Here is a 17,547-nt window from a genome sequence, read left to right on the forward strand (position 1 = left end):
GGGGGAGGAGTCAGTGGCCGGAAACGTTCAGTCTTGGTCTTCGAGCACTTCCAGTGCGCCCTTGAGGCGCGCATGCAGCTCTTCCAGCGGCGGCTGAGCGCCGCCTTGCGGCCAGCCCGCCGTCAACACCACGCCATCGGCGGCATAGTCGCTGGCATCCACCGGTACATCGTAGCCGTTCAGCCAGTGACGCACGTCGGCCTCATGAGCGAATCCGACCTTGAGGCGTCTGGGTGTACGCGGCGTGAAGGTGGTGGTGGGCAGTCGCTCGAGGGCGTCGAGCACGGCACGACTGTACGCGCGAGCCAGACCACCGGTGCCCAGCTTGATGCCGCCGAAGTAGCGGATCACCACGCAGGCGATCTGCCCCACGCCGCTGCCTTCCAGTACCTGATACATCGGCCTGCCGGCGGTACCGCCCGGCTCTCCGTCATCGGAGAAGCCGATGGCATTCTGCTCATTCGGCGCACCCGCGATGAATGCCGTGCAGTGATGACGTGCATTGGGGTGGGCGAGATGCGCCTGTTCCAGCAGCCGCGTCATGGCATCTGGTGTCGGAGCGTGGGCCAGCCAGGCGATGAAGCGGCTCTTCTCGATCTCGATGCTGTGCTCGTGATGCGCCTCTGGCGCCAGTGCAGGTATCTGATAGCTCATCGTGCCATCTTAGCAAAGCGGCGCCCTCAATGAGTGACGGCGTTGCCGCGTACGACCCCCATCACCATGCCCAGCACTTCGATATCGGCATTCTTGAGGTAGATGGGGGCCATGCTGTCGTTGGCCGGTTGCAGGCGTACACCGCTCTTCTCGATATACAGCTTCTTCAGCGTCACTTCCTGCTGGTTGATCATCACCACGGCGGTCTCACCGTTCTCGGCACTTTCACTGCGCTCGATGATGATGATGTCGCCATCATGGATGTTGCAGTTGATCATCGAGTGGCCGCGAACGCGCAGGGCGTAGGTGTTGCGTCGCACCATGCGCGTCGGCACGGCGATCGTGCCGCAGTCGGCGATGGCTTCGATGGGCATGCCGGCGGTGATGTTGCCGAGCAACGGGATATCCATCATGTCGCTGGCAGTGATTTCCTGCCAGGCCTCGTCATTGAGCGGCAGATTGTGAAGGCGCTGAAGGTAGTGTGGAGCGTGAAGACGTGACATGAGCTATCCCCTGATGCTGTGCGGTCGGCAGAGGGAGCCGACCTGCGATGCAGCGTGAAAGGTCGTCAGGCTGAGTTCATCTGCGGCCTGATAGGCTCTGCGAACATGATGACAACGCGATGAGAGCCGACCCGTTCGGTCTGCTGCCCGGGCAATGCCAGGCATGCGATGACGATACTGTATGAGTACTGTTTTTGTATACAGTGCCTGCATCATAGCAAGCCAGCGCGAGGTGGCAAGGGGTGAGTCGGTCGTCGATGCCAATCAGGCGATGGGTGTGTCGTATGAATGTGCACCATGCTTTGCTGATGGAACGCACGAGAACTTGACTCCCGCGCAAGACTCGACGCGTGCGGGTCGCGTCATTCGGGCGACCGGTGGTCAGTGCCGGCTTCAGCTCGTAGAATGACGCGATTGGATCCCTCGGGACCAGCCTCTGATGTCGCGCTCCGCGACTGACCAGCCGCGAGATGTCGGGATGTCGATCCAGCCAGTCAGCGATGAAGCCCGTTGCGTGCCGCCCTTGCTGGCGGTGCGGGCGCTTGGGTGTGAGCGCGATGAGCGCTGGCTGTTCCAGACGCTCGACTTCAGCCTCGCGGCGGGCGAGATCCTGCAGATCGAAGGCCCCAATGGCAGTGGCAAGACCACCCTGCTCAAGATTCTGTCCGGGCAGTTCCATGATCACGAAGGCGAAGTGCTCTGGCAGGGGCAGCCTGTCTCGCGGGTGCGCGACGACTTTCTGGGATCATTGCTCTATCTGGGTCACCAGCCCGGCATCAAGGGCACGCTGACGGCATTGGAAAATCTTGCCTGGTATCAGGCGCTCGGTGACGCCGCATCTTCTCGAAACGCCGCGGAGCGACGCTCGCTCGCCTGGGCAGCGCTGGACGCCGTGGGGCTTGCCGGCTTCGAGGATGTCCCGGCCCAGCAGCTGTCGGCTGGTCAGCAGCGGCGCATCGCCCTGGCGCGATTGCATCTGACACCGCGTCGACTGTGGGTGCTCGACGAGCCGTTCACCGCCATCGACATCGATGGCGTCCAGGCGCTGGAGGCGCTGTTGTTGGCGCATGCCGAGCGGGGTGGCAGCGTGGTGATGACGACCCACCATCGCTTCTCGGATGTCTCAAGATTGCGCCGAATAGGCCTTGGGCAACGCGCTGGCGCGGAGTCGAGGGAGGGCGCCTGGGCATGAGACATGATCCTCTGACACCATTGTCCGAGTCTCCCGTTGCCTGCTCGTTGGGTGGAGCACTCAAGGCGACACTTCGACGCGACCTACGTCAGGCGTTGCGCCGGCGCAGTGAGCTGATCAACCCGCTGGTATTCTTCGCCTTGGTGATCACGCTGTTTCCGCTGGGGATCTCGCCGGACAAGGCGCTGCTGGCGACACTGGCGCCGGGGCTGCTGTGGGTGGCGGCCTTGCTGGCCACGTTGCTGTCACTTGAGGGGCTGTTCCGGCAGGACCTCGACGACGGTAGCCTTGAGCAACTGCTGCTGACCCCCCAGTCGTTGCCATTGCTGGTGCTGGCCAAGGTGGCGGGGCACTGGCTGTTGACCGGTCTGCCGCTGGCGCTGATGGCACCGCTGCTGGGCGTGATGCTGGGGCTGCCGAGCGGCGCCTTCGGGGTGCTGATCGCCTCGCTGGCGCTGGGCAGTCTCAGCCTGTCGCTGATCGGCGCGATCGGCGCGGCGCTGACGGTCGGGCTGCGGCGCGGCGGCGTGCTGCTCTCGCTGATCATCCTGCCGCTGTACATTCCCGTGCTGATCTTCGGCGCCGGCGCGGTGCAGAGCGCCGTCACCGGCATGCCCAGCGCCGCCCACCTGGCCATGCTGGGTGCGATGCTGGCGCTGGCACTGTTGCTGGCGCCGCTTGCCATCGCCGCCGGTCTGAGGTTGAGCATCAATGGCTAGTCCCTGCTCCCTGCCGGCTGGCAGAGGGTGGCCTGAGTGCCGCCAGCACTTCGCCAGATATCCTTTCGCCCCTGACAAGAGGCTCGTGTGAACGCCGATTCCGACTCTCATCAAGCGCCTGCTCGCAAGGTTCGCCCGCGCAAGGGCGGGCTGTGGCCATGGCTGCATCGCTTGGGCACACCGGCGACCTTCTTCGCGGCCAGCCAGCGCTGGCTGCCGTGGCTATGGGCCGTGGCGATCCTCGCGCTGGTGGCCGGCAGTGCCTGGGGACTGGCCTTCGCGCCGGCGGATTACCAGCAGGGCAACAGCTTCCGCATCATCTACGTGCATGTGCCGGCGGCGATTCTCGCCCAGTCCTGCTTCATGCTGCTGGCGACATGCGCACTCATTTTCCTTGTCTGGAAGATCAAGCTGGCGGACATGGTCGCCACGGCCGCCGCCCCCGTCGGCGCCTTGATGACGGCGCTGGCACTGTTTTCCGGCTCGGTATGGGGCATTCCCACCTGGGGCACCTGGTGGATCTGGGATGCCCGGCTGACGTCGATGCTGATCCAGCTGTTCCTGTATCTGGGCGTGATCGTGCTGCGTGGTTCCTTCGCCAGTCGTGACAGCGGCTCGCGTGCCGCCTCGATTCTGGCGCTGGTCGGCATGGTCAATATCCCGATCATCAAGTATTCGGTGGATTGGTGGAGCACACTGCATCAACCTGCCACCTTCACGCTGAGTGAAGCACCGCCGATGCCGGCCAGCATGTGGATTCCGCTGCTGCTGATGGTCATCGGCTTCTACGCCCTGTTCGGTGCGCTGGTGCTGATGCGCACGCGGGTCGAGGTGCTGAGGCGTGAGAGTCGCAAGCAATGGGTGCGTGACCTGCTGAGCCCGCACTCGGACTCACGCCCCGGCCAGAATTCGCCTGCAGGCCCCGTTTCCACAGAGGGTGATCACTGATGAGCTTGCCCGATGTCGCCTTCTCGAGTGTCAGCGAGTTCTTCGCCATGGGAGGGCACGCCCTCTATGTGTGGTCCGCCTGGGGGCTGACGGCGGCATGCCTCGCGGGGCTGGTGATCGCCACGCGGCTGTCCCGTCGCGCGGTGGAGGCCGATATCCGCCGCCGCCTGCGTCGGGAATCCGCCCGTTCCTGAATCCATTCTCGACCTCCCGTGCCAGTCGTCCCGCTGGTCGCGAGAGGCATGATCGTCCCTTGCCCTGATCGAGCCCTGACCATGACCCCCAAACGCAAGCAGCGCCTGTATCTCGTCACGGCCATCGTGCTGCTGGCCGCCCTCGCGGTGGGCCTCACGCTCTATGCCCTGCGCGCCAACATCAATGCCTTCTACACCCCGACCCAGATCGCCAGTGGCGAGGCGCCCCAGGGGCGTCAGATTCGCGCAGGCGGCATGGTGCGCGATGGCAGTGTCAGGCGTGACAACGAGACGCTGGATGCCATCTTCACCGTCACCGATTTCGATCATGACGTGACGGTGCATTATCAGGGCATCCTGCCGGACCTGTTCCGTGAAGGGCAGGGCGTGGTGGTGATGGGCACCTTCGATGGTGAGCATCTCGAGGCCAGCGAAGTGCTCGCCAAGCATGACGAGAAGTACATGCCGCCGGAGGTGTCTGATGCTCTCAAGGCGTCCGGACGTGATGTCTCTGGCAACAGGACGGATGACAGGATAGACACCGGGATGACAGAGAAAACACCTCAGGAGGCGCAGTGATGGTGACGCAACTGTTGCCGGAAATCGGCCATTTCGCGCTGATTCTGGGGGCCTGTCTGGCCTGTGTGCAGGCGGTGGTGCCGCTGGCGGGAGCCGCCACGCGTCGCCCGCTGTGGATGAGTTTCGCCCAGCCGATGGCCTGGGGGCAGTTCCTGTTCGTGCTGATCGCCTATGCCTGCCTGACCGCGAGCTTCCTGCTGGATGACTTCAGCGTCGCCTACATCGCCAACAACTCCAACAGCCAGCTGCCGTGGTACTTCAAGTTCAGTGCCGTGTGGGGCAGTCACGAGGGTTCGGTGCTGCTGTGGAGCCTGATACTGGCGGGCTGGGGCTTTGCCGTCTCGCTGGGTGCGCGCGATCTGCCGCGCGACATGCTGGCGCGGGTACTGGGCATCATGGGATTGATCTCCACCGGTTTCATGGCCTTCGTGCTGCTGACCTCCAATCCCTTCGCACGTCTGCTGCCGGACATGCCGGCAGATGGCGCGGATCTCAATCCGCTGTTGCAGGACATCGGGCTGATCATCCATCCGCCGATGCTCTACATGGGCTATGTCGGTTTCTCGGTGGCATTCTCGTTCGCGATGGCGGCCCTGCTGGGCGGGCGCCTCGATGCGGCATGGGCACGCTGGGCGCGCCCCTGGACCAACATCGCCTGGGCGTTCCTGACCGTCGGCATCGCGCTGGGCAGCTGGTGGGCCTACTACGAGCTGGGCTGGGGCGGCTGGTGGTTCTGGGACCCGGTGGAGAACGCCTCCCTGATGCCGTGGCTGGCCGGGACCGCCCTGATCCACTCACTGGCGGTCACCGAGAAGCGCGGTGCCTTCAAGAGCTGGACGGTGCTGCTGTCGATCTTCGCCTTCTCGCTGTCACTGCTGGGGACCTTCCTGGTGCGCTCCGGCGTGCTGACCTCGGTGCACGCCTTCGCCAGTGACCCGGACCGCGGGCTGTTCATCCTCGTGCTGCTCGGTATCACCGTCGGTGGCTCGCTGTTGCTGTTCGCGCTGCGCGCACCGCGCGTGCGCTCGACGCTCGGCTTCCACTGGCTGTCGCGGGATGCCTTCCTGCTGGTCAACAACCTCGTGCTGCTGGTGATGATGGTCACCGTGCTGCTGGGCACTCTCTATCCGCTGGTGCTGGATTCGCTGGGGCTGGGCAAGATCTCGGTGGGCCCGCCGTACTTCAATGCGCTGTTCGTGCCGCTGACCACGCTGCTGTGCGTCTTCATGGGGCTCGGGCCGGCCTCGCGCTGGAAGCAGATGCCGGGGCGCGAGCTCGCACGCCGTCTGGCACTTTCCGGCGGCGCGGCACTCATCATCGGCGGGCTGCTGCCGCTGTTGCTGGATATCGAGTGGAGTCTCTCGGTGGCGCTCGGGCTGGTCATCGCGCTGTGGGTGGTGCTGCCGCTGCTGCGCGACCTGTGGGACAAGAGTGCCTCCAGGGCAGGGCGCTGGGCAGGTCTCAAGCGCCTCACGCCCAGCTACTGGGGCATGCAGCTGGCGCATCTGGGCCTGGCGGTGACCATCGTCGGCGTGACGCTGGTCTCCAATACCGAGGTCGCCGAGAACGTGCGCATGGTGCAGGGCAAGGAAGTCAGCGTGGGCGGCTATCAATTCCGCATGACCGAACTTGGCGAGTATCGCGGCCCCAACTACCTGTCCGACCGCGCCACGGTGGAGGTCAGTCGTGATGGCGAGGCGGTGACGACGCTGCACCCCGAGAAGCGCCTGTTCCTGGCCAGCGGCATGCCGATGACCGAAACCGCGCTGGATGCCGGCTTCACGCGTGACCTCTACGTCGCCATGGGCGAGAAGCTCGATGACGATAGCTGGGCAGTACGCATCCAGGTCAAACCCTTCGTGCGCTGGCTGTGGCTGGGCGCCTTGCTGATGGGCGCGGGCGGTGTGATCGCCGTGCTGGATCGCCGTTATCGTCGGCGTGTCGAGGCCAGCACGGTGAGCGACAATCCCTCACTCACCGCGCAGGAGGCTCACCCATGAATCTTCGTCGTCTGGTGCTGTTCTTGCCGTTGGTGGTCGTGGTGGGGCTGGGCGCTTTTCTCTATCAGCGCCTCGATGATGACCCCTATGCACGGGATTCCGCGCTGCTGTCGCGCCCCTTCCCCGCATTCTCGCTCAGTACCCTGGGTGACCCGCAGGCAAGCCTCGATGCCTCGCTGCTCAAGGGCCAGGTCAGCCTCGTCAACGTCTGGGGCGAGTGGTGCCCGACCTGCAAGCACGAGATGCCGCAGCTGCTGGATCTCGCGAATCGCGGTGTGCACATGGTCGGGGTCGACTACAAGGACACGCGTGCCAAGGGCCGGCAGTTCCTGGAGGAATTCGGTGACCCGTTCAGCGTCAATCTCTTCGACCCGGACGGCACCCTGGGGTTTGATCTCGGCGTCTATGGAGCACCGGAAACCTTCCTGGTCGATGCCGAGGGCGTGATCCGCTATCACCACACCGGCTACATCCGCCCCGAGGATGTCCGTGATGTCATCCTGCCGACACTGGAGCGGATCGCGGAACCTGCGACTGGTGCCGCCGGCGAGGAGGCCAGCTCATGAAGTCCGTGCTCAAGAGTGTCGCCATCCCGCTGGTGCAGGCGCTGGTCGTGCTGCTGTTTCTCTCGTGGCTGGCGGCTGGCAAGGCGCAGGCTGCCATCGAGGTGCATCAGTTCGACAATCCTGTGCTGCAGAAGCGCTACGATAGCCTGACGGCCGCGCTGCGCTGCCCCAAGTGTCAGAACCAGGCGATCGGTGACTCGGATTCCCCCATCGCCGGTGACATGCGCCAGAACGTGGCGGATCTGCTCAATGACGGTCGCAGTGACAGCGAGATCCAGAATTTCATGGTCGCGCGTTTCGGCGAGTACGTGCTCTACAATCCGCGCCTCGATGGGCGTACCTGGCTGTTGTGGGGCGGCCCGGCGGCCCTGATCGCGCTCGGACTGCTCATCGTGGCCTTGATCGTGCGGGCTCGGCGACGGGCACGGGTGCGTGCGCTGGACGATGATGAGCAGGCACGCCTGTCGGCGCTGCTCGACAGGCATCGCGATGCCGGCAATGCACCGCAAGACGCCAAGGAGCGCTCATGATTCTGTTATGGCTGGCGATCGCCGTGCTGCTGCTTCCCGCCGGTTGGCTGCTGTTGCTGCCACTGCGCCGCGCGCGCCGTGTGCATGCCGCCCAGCAGGCCTTCGAGGACAACGACAGCCTCGGCGCCGAGAATGTGCGTGTCTATCGACGTCGACTGGCCTCGCTGGAGCGCGGCCATGCGCGCGGCGAGCTGGATGACACGGCGCTGGCGGAAGGGCGTGTCGAGCTGGAACGCAGTCTGCTGGAGGATGCCGAGGCTTTGAGGCGCTCCCCGCTCAAGGCGGCCGGCAGTGGTCGTGTGCTGGTGCCCGTGTTGCTGGTGGTGATGGTGGCGGGCTCGCTCTACTGGTATCAGCGCGAAGGGGCGAGCGGTGATCTGGCGCTGGCGCAGGCGATTGCCGCCACGCCGATCCATGATGCCGCCAGCTTCAATGCGCGCATCGCGCGTCTGCGCGCCGAGGCCGAGGCACAGCCGGACAACGCCAAGGTGTGGATGGCACTGTTTCCGCTCTATCGTGATGCCGGACGCCTCGATGAGGCGATGCAGTCTCTCGAGGCGTTGATCGCGCTCGAAGGTCGGGTGCCCGCGCTGGTCGCGCAGCTGGCACAGCTCAAGTTCTTCGCCGCGCAGCGCACGCTGACCGATGAGGTGCAGGGGCTGGTCGACGAGGTGCTGACAGCCGACCCGCGTCAGCCCACCGTGCTCGGCCTGTTGGGGATCGAGGCGTTCGAGCAAGCCCGCTATCCCGAGGCCATCGACTACTGGCGCAAGGCGATTGCCGGTTTCGAGAACCCCGATGCCGCCAAGGCCCTGCGTGAAGGCATCGCGGCCGCGCGTCAGCGCATGGCGAGTGCCGGTGAAGTCGATGCCTCGGTGGCGCTGGACAGCCCGGCAATGGCTGCTGCTCAGGACAGTCAGGCAGGCACTGCACGTCTGACCCTCAAGGTGTCGCTGGACCCCGCACTCGAGGCGCAGCTGGCGGCGATGCCGGTGAGTGCTGACGAGGCGACCCTGTTCATCGTGGCGCGTGATGCCGAAGGCAAGTTGCCGCCGCTGGCGGTGGTGCGTACCACCGCAGACACGCTGCCGTTGACGGTCACGCTCTCGGATGATGATGCCATGGCCCCGATGGCGCGGCTCTCGATGGCGGAGCGCGTCACTCTCGTCGCGCGCATCTCCGCTTCCGGTCAGCCGGCGGCGCAGTCGGGGGACCTTGAAGGCAAGCTCGAGAATGTCATCGTTACTCGCAGCACCGAGGCCGATGCTGATGTCAGCCACGAGGCTTCGGACGCACCGCTGGCACTGCGTATCGATCACCGCGTCGCACGGTGAGTCGCGATGTGCCCCGACTCGACGATCTGATCACGTGGATCATCATTGCGCCGGTTGGGGCCATCGCCGCTTTTGGGTAGACTGCGCGCTGGTTTTTCGAAATGCCCTCGATGAGCGGCTGCTTCGTCGTTAGGACATGTTTACCCTGCGGCGGCGCGGGCTCTCCACCGGGAGACCTGAGAGACCGCGGCGGTTCAGGTTTTCCTGCTTCAGCTCTTCTTCCTCCAGACTCAAGGACGCGCCAGGCGCAATGCGGCTCAAATCGATCAAGCTGGTCGGCTTCAAATCCTTCGTCGATCCGGTCACCGTGCCCTTCGACAGCAACATGACGGCGATTCTCGGCCCCAACGGCTGCGGGAAATCCAACGTCATCGATGCTGTGCGCTGGGTCATGGGCGAGTCCAGCGCCAAGAACCTGCGCGGCGAGTCGATGACGGACGTCATCTTCAATGGCTCCACCGGGCGCAAGCCGGTGGGGCAGGCCTCTATCGAGCTGACCTTCGACAATGCCGACGGCAGCCTCGGTGGCGCCTGGTCCGAGTACGCCGAGATCGCCGTCAAGCGTCTGGTGACGCGTGACGGCCAGTCCGGCTACTTCCTCAATGGCCAGAAATGTCGCCGACGTGACATCTCCGATGTCTTCCTCGGCACCGGACTCGGCCCGCGTTCCTACTCCATCATCGGTCAGGGCATGATCTCGCAGCTGATCGAGGCGCGTCCGGATGATCTGCGCAGCACCCTCGAGGAAGCCGCCGGCATCTCCAAGTACAAGGAGCGCCGCCGCGAGACCGAGAACCGCATGAAGCGCACCCAGGAGAACATGGAACGCCTGGATGATCTGCGCGAGGAACTCGACAAGCAGCTCGAGCGCCTCAAGCGTCAGGCCGAAGCCGCCAAGCGCTACCAGACCCTCAAGCAGGACGAATACCGCCTCAAGGGCGAGCTGGCCGTGCTGCGTCGGCGTGGCCTGCGCGCGCAGCAGCGTGAGCAGCAGTCACGTGTCGCGGAGCTGGAAACCGGTGTCGAGCGCGAGATTCTCGGTCAGCGTCAGTGTGAGAGCCAGCTGGAAGAGCAGCGCTATCAGCACGACGAGCTGGCCGGTGAGCTGGAAACGCACCAGGCCGCCTTCTATGAGACCGGTGCCCAGATCGCCCGTCTCGAGCAGAGTCTCGAGCACGCCCGAATCCGTGAGCAGCAGTTGGCGGCGGATCTCGAGATCGCGCGGCGTGAACTGAGCGACATCCAGCGCGTCGAGGGCGAGGACGGCGAGCGTCTCGAGATGATCGAGGCGCGTCTGGAAGATATCGCGCCGGAACTGGAGCTGGCGCGTGAGACGCTGGAAGGCCTTGAGCTTTCGCTGGAAGAGGCCGAAGAGCGCCGCCAGGACAGCCAGAGCGAGTGGGAGCGCTTCAGCCAGGCTGACAACGAATCCCAGCGCGGGGCCGAGCGTGCCCAGAGCGAGATCCAGCGCATCGAGAATGCCATTCGTGACGCCGAGACTCAGCGCGAGCGCCGCCGTCAGCAGCTGGCGGAGCTGCCGGATGTCGCCGAACTGCGCGAAAGCCGTGAGGAACTGCGCGAGCAGCTCGACGAGCTGACGCTCGGCAGCGAATCGCTGGAGTCGCGCCGCGAGCAGGCCAGTGAATCCCGTGAGCAGGCACAGACGGATCGTCTGGCGCTGGACGGTGAGCGTGACCAACTGCGCCAGCGTCGCAACTTGCTGCAGGGCGAGCAGGCCTCGCTTCAGGCGCTGATCGATGCCGCGCTGCGGGATGACGATGACAGCCTGGCGACGCATCTGGACCGACATGGTCTCGCGCAGGCCCCGGCGCTGGCCGAGGGGCTCGAGGTCGCCGAGGGCTGGGAGTCCGTCAGTGCCTGGGTGCTGGGGCCCTTCCTCAAGGCACGCATGTCCCGTGCAGAGTCGGATGCGACGGCTGCCCTGATGAGTGAGTTGCCCGGAGGCGAGTTGTTGCTGGTCGATGCTGCCGGGGAGACGAATGCCACGGCCCCTGAAGGCACGCTGGCGGCGCGGATCACCGGTGCTCCGGCGCTGACGGGCTGGCTATCCAGCATTCACTGCGTCGAGTCACAGGCCGCCGCCTGGGGCCGGCGCGATACGCTGGCCGCCCATGAAAGCGTGCTGACACCGGACGGCCTGTGGTTGGGACGTGGCTGGAGTCGGCGTCAGATAGCGGGCGAGCGTGCCGACAGCGTGATCGGCCAGCGCGCGCGTCTCGAGCAGGTCGTGCTGGAACTGGAAGCGCTGGAGTCGCGACTCGACGATATCGAGGCGCGGCTGGCTGCCGCTGATGAACAGATTGCCGGCGCCGAGCAACAGCTCGAGCATCTGCGGGTCGAAGAGCGGGAGCTTGGCGAGCGTCAGCGTGAGCTGAGCCTCAAGGAGGCGGGGCTCGCCAGCCGACTCGAGCACGTCGATGGTCGCGCCCGCGAGCTTGAGGAAGAGCTCGAGCAGCTGGCGGAGGCCCGCGAGAATCATGCCCTGACGCTTGAGGAGGCGCGTGAGCGCTGGCAGCAGGCGCTGGAGTCAGTGGAGAACAATGCCCAGTCGCGTGAGTCGCTGGAGCGCTCACGGCGCGAGCATCAGGAGGCGCTGGCCGGGCTGCGTACCCAGTTGGCGCCCGCGCGGGAGCAGGTCAGCCGTCTCGACATGGAGCGTCAGCGCCTGGTGACAGAGCGCGATGGCATGCAGGGCCAGCGCATGCGAGCCGTCGAGCAGCGCGAGAAGCTCGCCGAGCGCATCGAGCTGCTCGAGGCCAGCCGTGAAGAAGCCTCGCTGCCGCAGGAAGAAGAGCGCGAACAGCTCGAGATGTTGCTCGAGACACGCCTCTATCAGGAAACCAAGCTGAATGCCTGTCGTGACAAGACTCATGAATTGGTCGAACAGATGCGCCAGGCGGAACAGTCGCGCCAGACCCATGAACGCAATCTCGAGGGCATTCGTCAGCGCCTCGAGGAAGGGCGCATGCAGGTGCAGGCCTTGACCTTGAAAGCGGATGCGCAGGATGAGCAGCTGCTGGAGCTGGGCTATGACGAGGCGGCGATCACGCTGCTGGAGGACGAGCTGGACCCGAACGCCACCGAATCGGCCTGGAGCCACAATCTGGAGCAGGTCGGTGAGCGCATCAAGCGGCTGGGGGCCATCAACCTGGCCGCCATCGAGGAGTACGACCAGCAGGCCGAGCGTCGCAACTACCTGGAAGCCCAGCATGCGGAGCTGGCCGAGGCGCTGGAGACCCTTGAGCGTGCGATACGCAAGATAGATCAGGAAACGCGGGTGCGTTTCAAGGACACCTTCGACAAGGTCAACGCCGGAATCCAGACGCTTTTCCCGAAGATCTTCGGTGGCGGAACCGCGTGGTTGACACTGACAGGCGATGATTTGCTCGAGACGGGCGTGGCGATCATGGCACGCCCGCCGGGCAAGAAAAACTCGACCATTCATCTTCTGTCAGGCGGGGAGAAGGCTCTGACGGCGCTGGCGCTGGTCTTCGCCATCTTCCAGCTCAATCCGGCCCCGTTCTGCATGCTCGATGAGGTGGATGCGCCGCTGGATGATGCCAACGTCGGGCGTTATGCAAGGCTGGTGAAAGAGATGTCGGAAAGCGTACAGTTCATCTATATCACCCATAACAAGATCGCCATGGAGGCGGCGGATCGGTTGATGGGCGTCACCATGCAGGAACCGGGCGTCTCGCGTCTTGTCTCTGTAGGGATCGAAGAAGCGGCGGTACTGGCTGAAGCGTGAGTGAAAAGCCGTGCAGGAGGCCAAGGTCATCCTTGTGCGCGGTAGCCAGCGGCCGTCTTTGCGGCCAAGTTGGCAAAATCGAGTTGCACATAGAGATCGAAAGCACTACGAGTTTGCGTCATAGTGTCAGTCAGGGATAATTGAAGGGCGATTGCGCAGGTCACCACCACAGGATTGACATTCGAAAAATGTCCCCTTTTTCTGCAATCGCGCTATGCTGTTCACGTGCATGGTGCCCAAGCAAACAGGCTAATGACCCATGGAATTGAGAGAGTGGCTCATCTTGTTGGGGTTGGTGCTGGTCGCAATCATCGTCGTTGACGGTGTGCGCAGGCTCCAACGTCAACGTCGAGTACCCCGACTGGATCGAGCGGGTACGGAAGATTCCACCGAAGAGGCGGGTGTTTCCGCGGTGGAAGAAGAGGAAGAACGTGACAACTGGGAGCTGCCGAATGGCGGCTACCGGGTGGTTGGCGATGCCGAAGCGCAGGTCGAGGCGGAGCAGGATGCCGTGCTCGACAATGCCCATGGCATCAAGGCCTCACGGGTGACGCAACCGAGTCGTCCGGCACAGCCCATGGAGCGCCGTGAAGCGCCGGAGCGCAAGGGCTTCGGCGAGCGTGCGGCGGCCTTCGGGGCGCGTGCCAGCCAGTCGATGCGCGACGTGACCGCCAGTCTGGGCGCGCGGCGCGACGACGAGCATGACGAGGCGCATCGCGAGCCTGTGCTCGGCACCGCCTCCAGCGAGCAGTCAGAGACGGCGCGCGAAGAGGACTTCCATGAGAAGCCGGTGATCACCGCCGAGGACGACAGCATCAGCGTCTCCTCCACCCAGGCCGATGATCTCGAGCCGATGGCCGAGATCGAGGAAGGTCAGGATGTGAAGGCCGAAGCGTCCTCCGCTGGCCAGCAGGCCGATGACGAGCACGCGGCTTCCGAGCGCAAGGAACCTTCGCTGGAAGCGGCCGCCGTGCCTGCAGCCGACACGACAGTCTCCGAGGATGATCGCCATCCGCTGGTGCTGCGTGCCGAGCGCAATCAGGTCGATGACCAGCTCGCCCGTGACACCCTGGCTGATGCCAGTGAAGTCATCATCATCTCGGTGATGGCGCGTGGCGAGGAAGGCTTCAGCGGTGAAGACGTGCTGGGCATCTCGCTGGCCTGTGGTCTGCGCCATTCCGAGATGGGGCTGTTCCTGCGCCATGAGGAAGATGATGACGACAGTCCCTTGCAGTTCGCGATGGCCAACGTGGTCAAGCCGGGGATCTTCACGCCGGCCGAGATGGTGGACAGTCAGCTGGATGGCGTCACCTTCCTGATGCCGCTGCCGGGCGCGGACGACACCTCCGCCGCCTTCGAGACCATGGTCGAGATCGCCATGCTGCTGGTGCGTCGCCTGGGCGGTGAGCTCAAGGACGAGAACCACAGCGTGATGACGGCCCAGACCATCGAGTTCAAGCGCCAGCAGGTGCACGAGTTCGAGCGTCGCAATCGTCTGCATCGCTACCAGGCCAACTGATCGACTCCCCAGCCATTCTCCGAGTCGAGACGTCATGCCAAACGCCAACGGCGACCTTCGGGTCGCCGTTGGCGTTTGTGGTTCATGCGATTCTCCGTCCTCGTTCTGAAGCGCCTGATGCCATGTGTCATCTGCGGCCTTTCCTCTCTGCCGGGAGTGGGGTCCATCGAGCGCTTTGAGTACAATGACGGCATCATGGCGACCCCCGGCCCTGCGATTCAGGCCGGAGGACCTGTCGCCACCCGCTTTCCGGTCGATCAGCGCAGCCCTTTGGGCACTGCTGATGAGGCCACCGTTTCGAGTGAGTGTCATGTCAGCCCAGGATGATCTGTTTTCGGCCCCTGCCGATGATTCCAGCGCCTCGAGCGTTCCTCAGTCCGCTGCCCCGGCTGCGGTGGAAGGTGTGCCTGCCAAGGTCATGGAGGAGGTCGCGCAGCTGCATCGCGAGCTGCTCGAGGCCAGCCACCGCTATTACGTGCTGGATGACCCGACGCTGACCGATGCCGACTACGACACGCGTCTGCGCCGTCTCGAGGCACTGGAAGCCGACTACCCCCAGCTGATCACGTCGGAGTCCCCCACCCAGCGTGTCGGGGCCGCACCGGCCAGCGGTTTCGAGGAAGTGCAGCATGCGGTACCGATGCTGTCGCTCAACAATGCCTTCGATGACGATGAGCTGCGTGCCTTCGTGCAGCGTGCGGCGAAAACCCTGGAGTTGGGCGATGCGGAAGACGCAGGCGAGGCATTGAGCTTCTGCTGTGAACCCAAGCTCGATGGCCTGGCCGTGTCGCTCATCTACGAGAATGGCGTGCTGGTGCAGGGCGTGACGCGCGGCGATGGACGTACCGGGGAAGGCATCACCACCAATCTGCGCACCATCCGCTCGATCCCGCTCAGGCTGCGGGGGGATGATCTGCCGGCGCTGCTTGAAGTGCGCGGCGAGGTCTACATGAGTCACGCCGGCTTCGAGGCGCTGAACGCGCGCGGCCGCGACGAGGATGGCAAGGTGTTCGCCAATCCGCGCAATGCCGCCGCCGGCAGTCTGCGTCAGCTGGATTCCAGCATCGCTGCCTCGCGCCCGCTGGAGTTCTGTGCCTATCAGGTCGCGCGCCTCGATGAGGCGCTGCTGGCCACGGAGGTCGGTCAGAATCATTCCAGCCTGATGGCGCTGCTCAATGACTATGGCTTCCGCACCAGCCCGCAGCTTGAGGTGGTGCGCGGTGCTCAGGGCATCATCGACTACACCCGCCGTCTCGGCGAGCAGCGCGAAGGGCTTGATCACGACATCGATGGCGCGGTCATCAAGCTGGATGCGTTGCGTCTGCAGCGCGAGCTGGGCTTCGTGGCGCGCGCGCCGCGCTGGGCCATCGCCTTCAAGTATCCCGCGCAGGAGCAGGAAACCACTCTTGAAGGCGTCGATTTCCAGGTCGGACGGACTGGCGCGCTGACACCGGTCGCCCGGCTGGCACCGGTGCAGGTCGCCGGGGTGGTGGTCTCCAATGCCACGCTGCACAACATGGATGAGGTGGAACGTCTCGGCGTGCAGATCGGCGACAGCGTGATCATCCGGCGGGCCGGCGATGTCATCCCGCAGGTGGTGCGGGTCGCCAGCGAAGGTGCCAGCCGTGAAGCCATCGTGCTGCCGGACGGCTGCCCGGTGTGCGGCTCCGAGATCGAACGTCTCGAAGGCGAGGTGGTGGCACGCTGCGCGGGCGGACTGATCTGCGCCGCCCAGCGCAAGGAAGCTCTCAAGCACTTCTCCAGCCGCAAGGCGCTGGATGTCGATGGCCTCGGCGAGAAGCTGATCGAGCAGCTGATCGAGCGTGAGCTGGTCAAGACACCGGCGGATCTGTTCCATCTCGACGCTGCCACGCTGGCCGAGCTGCCGCGCATGGGCGAGAAGTCCGCCGCCAATCTGGTCGCCTCGCTGGACAAGAGCCGCCACACCACCCTGGCGCGCTTCATCTATGCCCTCGGTATCCGGGAAGTCGGCGAAGCCACCGCGGCGAATCTGGCCACGCACTTCGGCACGCTTGAAGCGCTGCGTGCGGCGGATCAAGCCGCGCTGGAAGCCGTGGAAGATGTCGGCCCCATCGTCGCGACGCATATCCATACCTTCTTCCAGCAAGCGACCAACAACGAGACGCTGGAGGCGCTTCTCGCCTGTGGTCTGCGCTGGGAAGAGGTCGAGATCGGCGAGCGGCCCCAGCCGCTGGCAGGCCAGACCTGGGTGCTGACGGGGAGTCTCGACAGCATGACGCGTGATGAAGGCAAGGCGCGCCTGCAGGCGCTGGGCGCCAAGGTGGCGGGCAGTGTCTCGAAGAAGACCGCTGGTGTCGTCGCCGGGGAGGCGGCGGGCAGCAAGCTCGAGAAAGCCATGCAGCTGGGGCTCACGGTGCTGGATGAAGCGGCCTTCGTGGCGCGTCTGGCCGAGTGGGAAGCCGGCACCGACTCAGTTTCAGGCTCAGATTCAGATCCAGGCTCAGATTCGGACGCGCAGAAAGCCGATGCGCAAGACAGTGCAGGAGAGGATGCATGAGTACGGACACGCTGAACGATGCACCGCAGGCGCCAATGGCTGCGTCACGTTCCACGGATGAACAGGAGCTACCCATGAGTCAGATGCCGCTTGACCAGATGGACCCGAAGGATCGCTTCATCGAGGTGCCGCAGACCATGCTGCCCGCCGACACGCGTCGTGCCCTGCTGGAGACCTTCGTCACCCGTCAGGGCTATGACACCACCGATGTCGGCGAAGGCATGGCTGGCTGGGTCGCGGAGCTGGAAGGCCAGTTGTCACGCGGCAAGCTGTTGATCGTCCATGACATCGGCACCGAATCCACCGAGGTGATGACGCTGGAGCAATGGCAGTCCTTCGGTCGCCAGCTGGCAGACGATGAGGAAGAGGGCGACTGAGCCCGGCCAGCGGTCATGATCCGTTGGCGAAGCCCTGACCTTGCTCCTGACCCTGGAAACGACGACGCCCCCGGCACAGGCCGGGGGCGTCGTCGTTCCTGCCGCGTCTGTCGAGGCACCTGGC

General features: G+C 64.8%; 15 protein-coding genes. 13 read left to right on the top strand and 2 right to left on the bottom strand.

Translation table 11 applies throughout. The features are described from left to right. Positions 1–27: 27 nt before the first annotated feature. Together OW493_RS04190 and OW493_RS04195 are read right to left on the bottom strand one after the other, a co-directional pair. A complete protein-coding gene (locus OW493_RS04190; RefSeq protein ID WP_289863349.1) occupies positions 28–654 on the bottom strand; it encodes a YigZ family protein in 627 nt (208 codons plus the stop codon). Between the two features lie 26 nt (positions 655–680). Further along, entirely contained in the window at positions 681–1,157 is a 477-nt protein-coding gene (locus tag OW493_RS04195) for a LexA family transcriptional regulator (protein ID WP_077378921.1), read from the bottom strand. A gap of 478 nt (positions 1,158–1,635) precedes the next feature. On the opposite strand from OW493_RS04195, the gene ccmA reads away from it, so the two are divergent. The 13 genes from ccmA (at position 1,636) to OW493_RS04260 (ending at position 17,423) form a co-directional block, all read left to right on the top strand. After that, positions 1,636–2,349, top strand: coding sequence for a cytochrome c biogenesis heme-transporting ATPase CcmA (ccmA, locus tag OW493_RS04200; RefSeq protein ID WP_289863350.1), 714 nt, complete (start codon positions 1,636–1,638; stop codon positions 2,347–2,349). Continuing rightward, entirely contained in the window at positions 2,346–3,068 is a 723-nt protein-coding gene (gene ccmB / locus OW493_RS04205) for a heme exporter protein CcmB (protein ID WP_289863351.1), read from the top strand. Before ccmA ends, ccmB begins: the two co-directional genes overlap by 4 nt. Before the next feature lie 150 nt (positions 3,069–3,218). Continuing rightward, complete coding sequence (locus OW493_RS04210) at positions 3,219–4,016, top strand: heme ABC transporter permease (protein WP_289863461.1); 798 nt, start codon at positions 3,219–3,221, stop codon at positions 4,014–4,016. Next, positions 4,016–4,210: a heme exporter protein CcmD gene (gene ccmD / locus OW493_RS04215; protein WP_077378928.1), complete on the top strand. Its 195-nt coding sequence runs from the start codon at positions 4,016–4,018 to the stop codon at positions 4,208–4,210. Before OW493_RS04210 ends, ccmD begins: the two co-directional genes overlap by 1 nt. An 81-nt stretch (positions 4,211–4,291) precedes the next feature. Then, positions 4,292–4,789 carry a cytochrome c maturation protein CcmE gene (ccmE, locus tag OW493_RS04220; protein ID WP_176493676.1) on the top strand — a complete coding sequence of 166 codons (498 nt, stop codon included), beginning with the start codon at positions 4,292–4,294 and terminating at the stop codon, positions 4,787–4,789. Beyond that, on the top strand, positions 4,789–6,789 hold the full coding sequence (locus OW493_RS04225; protein WP_289863352.1) for a heme lyase CcmF/NrfE family subunit: 2,001 nt from the start codon (positions 4,789–4,791) through the stop codon (positions 6,787–6,789). The genes ccmE and OW493_RS04225 overlap by 1 nt, the downstream gene beginning before the upstream one ends. Beyond that, on the top strand, positions 6,786–7,355 hold the full coding sequence (locus OW493_RS04230) for a DsbE family thiol:disulfide interchange protein (RefSeq protein WP_289863353.1): 570 nt from the start codon (positions 6,786–6,788) through the stop codon (positions 7,353–7,355). Before OW493_RS04225 ends, OW493_RS04230 begins: the two co-directional genes overlap by 4 nt. After that, a complete protein-coding gene (locus tag OW493_RS04235; RefSeq protein ID WP_103751472.1) occupies positions 7,352–7,885 on the top strand; it encodes a cytochrome c-type biogenesis protein in 534 nt (177 codons plus the stop codon). Before OW493_RS04230 ends, OW493_RS04235 begins: the two co-directional genes overlap by 4 nt. Next, the gene (ccmI, locus tag OW493_RS04240) at positions 7,882–9,219 is read left to right on the top strand and encodes a c-type cytochrome biogenesis protein CcmI (protein WP_289863354.1); all 1,338 of its coding nucleotides are present in this window, start codon (positions 7,882–7,884) and stop codon (positions 9,217–9,219) included. Before OW493_RS04235 ends, ccmI begins: the two co-directional genes overlap by 4 nt. 250 nt (positions 9,220–9,469) lie before the next feature. Next, positions 9,470–12,988: a chromosome segregation protein SMC gene (gene smc, locus OW493_RS04245; protein ID WP_289863355.1), complete on the top strand. Its 3,519-nt coding sequence runs from the start codon at positions 9,470–9,472 to the stop codon at positions 12,986–12,988. Positions 12,989–13,247: 259 nt separating this feature from the next. Beyond that, positions 13,248–14,507: a cell division protein ZipA C-terminal FtsZ-binding domain-containing protein gene (locus tag OW493_RS04250; RefSeq protein WP_289863356.1), complete on the top strand. Its 1,260-nt coding sequence runs from the start codon at positions 13,248–13,250 to the stop codon at positions 14,505–14,507. A 418-nt stretch (positions 14,508–14,925) separates the two neighbouring features. Beyond that, on the top strand, positions 14,926–17,046 hold the full coding sequence (ligA, locus tag OW493_RS04255; RefSeq protein ID WP_289863462.1) for an NAD-dependent DNA ligase LigA: 2,121 nt from the start codon (positions 14,926–14,928) through the stop codon (positions 17,044–17,046). Between the two features lie 74 nt (positions 17,047–17,120). Next, complete coding sequence (locus tag OW493_RS04260; RefSeq protein WP_240499610.1) at positions 17,121–17,423, top strand: YheU family protein; 303 nt, start codon at positions 17,121–17,123, stop codon at positions 17,421–17,423. Positions 17,424–17,547 lie beyond the last annotated feature (124 nt).

The organism is Cobetia sp. 14N.309.X.WAT.E.A4 (assembly GCF_030397495.1).
GTDB lineage: Bacteria > Pseudomonadota > Gammaproteobacteria > Pseudomonadales > Halomonadaceae > Cobetia > Cobetia marina.

What these genes read in the sequence shown, in the direction of transcription:
- OW493_RS04190 (WP_289863349.1), bottom strand. Translation starts at nt 654, where the DNA reads ATGAGCTATCAGATACCTGCACTGGCGCCAGAGGCGCATCACGAGCAC.
- OW493_RS04195 (WP_077378921.1), bottom strand. Translation starts at nt 1,157, where the DNA reads ATGTCACGTCTTCACGCTCCACACTACCTTCAGCGCCTTCACAATCTG.
- ccmA (WP_289863350.1), top strand. Translation starts at nt 1,636, where the DNA reads ATGTCGATCCAGCCAGTCAGCGATGAAGCCCGTTGCGTGCCGCCCTTG.
- ccmB (WP_289863351.1), top strand. Translation starts at nt 2,346, where the DNA reads ATGAGACATGATCCTCTGACACCATTGTCCGAGTCTCCCGTTGCCTGC.
- ccmD (WP_077378928.1), top strand. Translation starts at nt 4,016, where the DNA reads ATGAGCTTGCCCGATGTCGCCTTCTCGAGTGTCAGCGAGTTCTTCGCC.
- ccmE (WP_176493676.1), top strand. Translation starts at nt 4,292, where the DNA reads ATGACCCCCAAACGCAAGCAGCGCCTGTATCTCGTCACGGCCATCGTG.
- OW493_RS04225 (WP_289863352.1), top strand. Translation starts at nt 4,789, where the DNA reads ATGGTGACGCAACTGTTGCCGGAAATCGGCCATTTCGCGCTGATTCTG.
- OW493_RS04230 (WP_289863353.1), top strand. Translation starts at nt 6,786, where the DNA reads ATGAATCTTCGTCGTCTGGTGCTGTTCTTGCCGTTGGTGGTCGTGGTG.
- OW493_RS04235 (WP_103751472.1), top strand. Translation starts at nt 7,352, where the DNA reads ATGAAGTCCGTGCTCAAGAGTGTCGCCATCCCGCTGGTGCAGGCGCTG.
- ccmI (WP_289863354.1), top strand. Translation starts at nt 7,882, where the DNA reads ATGATTCTGTTATGGCTGGCGATCGCCGTGCTGCTGCTTCCCGCCGGT.
- smc (WP_289863355.1), top strand. Translation starts at nt 9,470, where the DNA reads ATGCGGCTCAAATCGATCAAGCTGGTCGGCTTCAAATCCTTCGTCGAT.
- OW493_RS04250 (WP_289863356.1), top strand. Translation starts at nt 13,248, where the DNA reads ATGGAATTGAGAGAGTGGCTCATCTTGTTGGGGTTGGTGCTGGTCGCA.
- ligA (WP_289863462.1), top strand. Translation starts at nt 14,926, where the DNA reads ATGGAGGAGGTCGCGCAGCTGCATCGCGAGCTGCTCGAGGCCAGCCAC.
- OW493_RS04260 (WP_240499610.1), top strand. Translation starts at nt 17,121, where the DNA reads ATGAGTCAGATGCCGCTTGACCAGATGGACCCGAAGGATCGCTTCATC.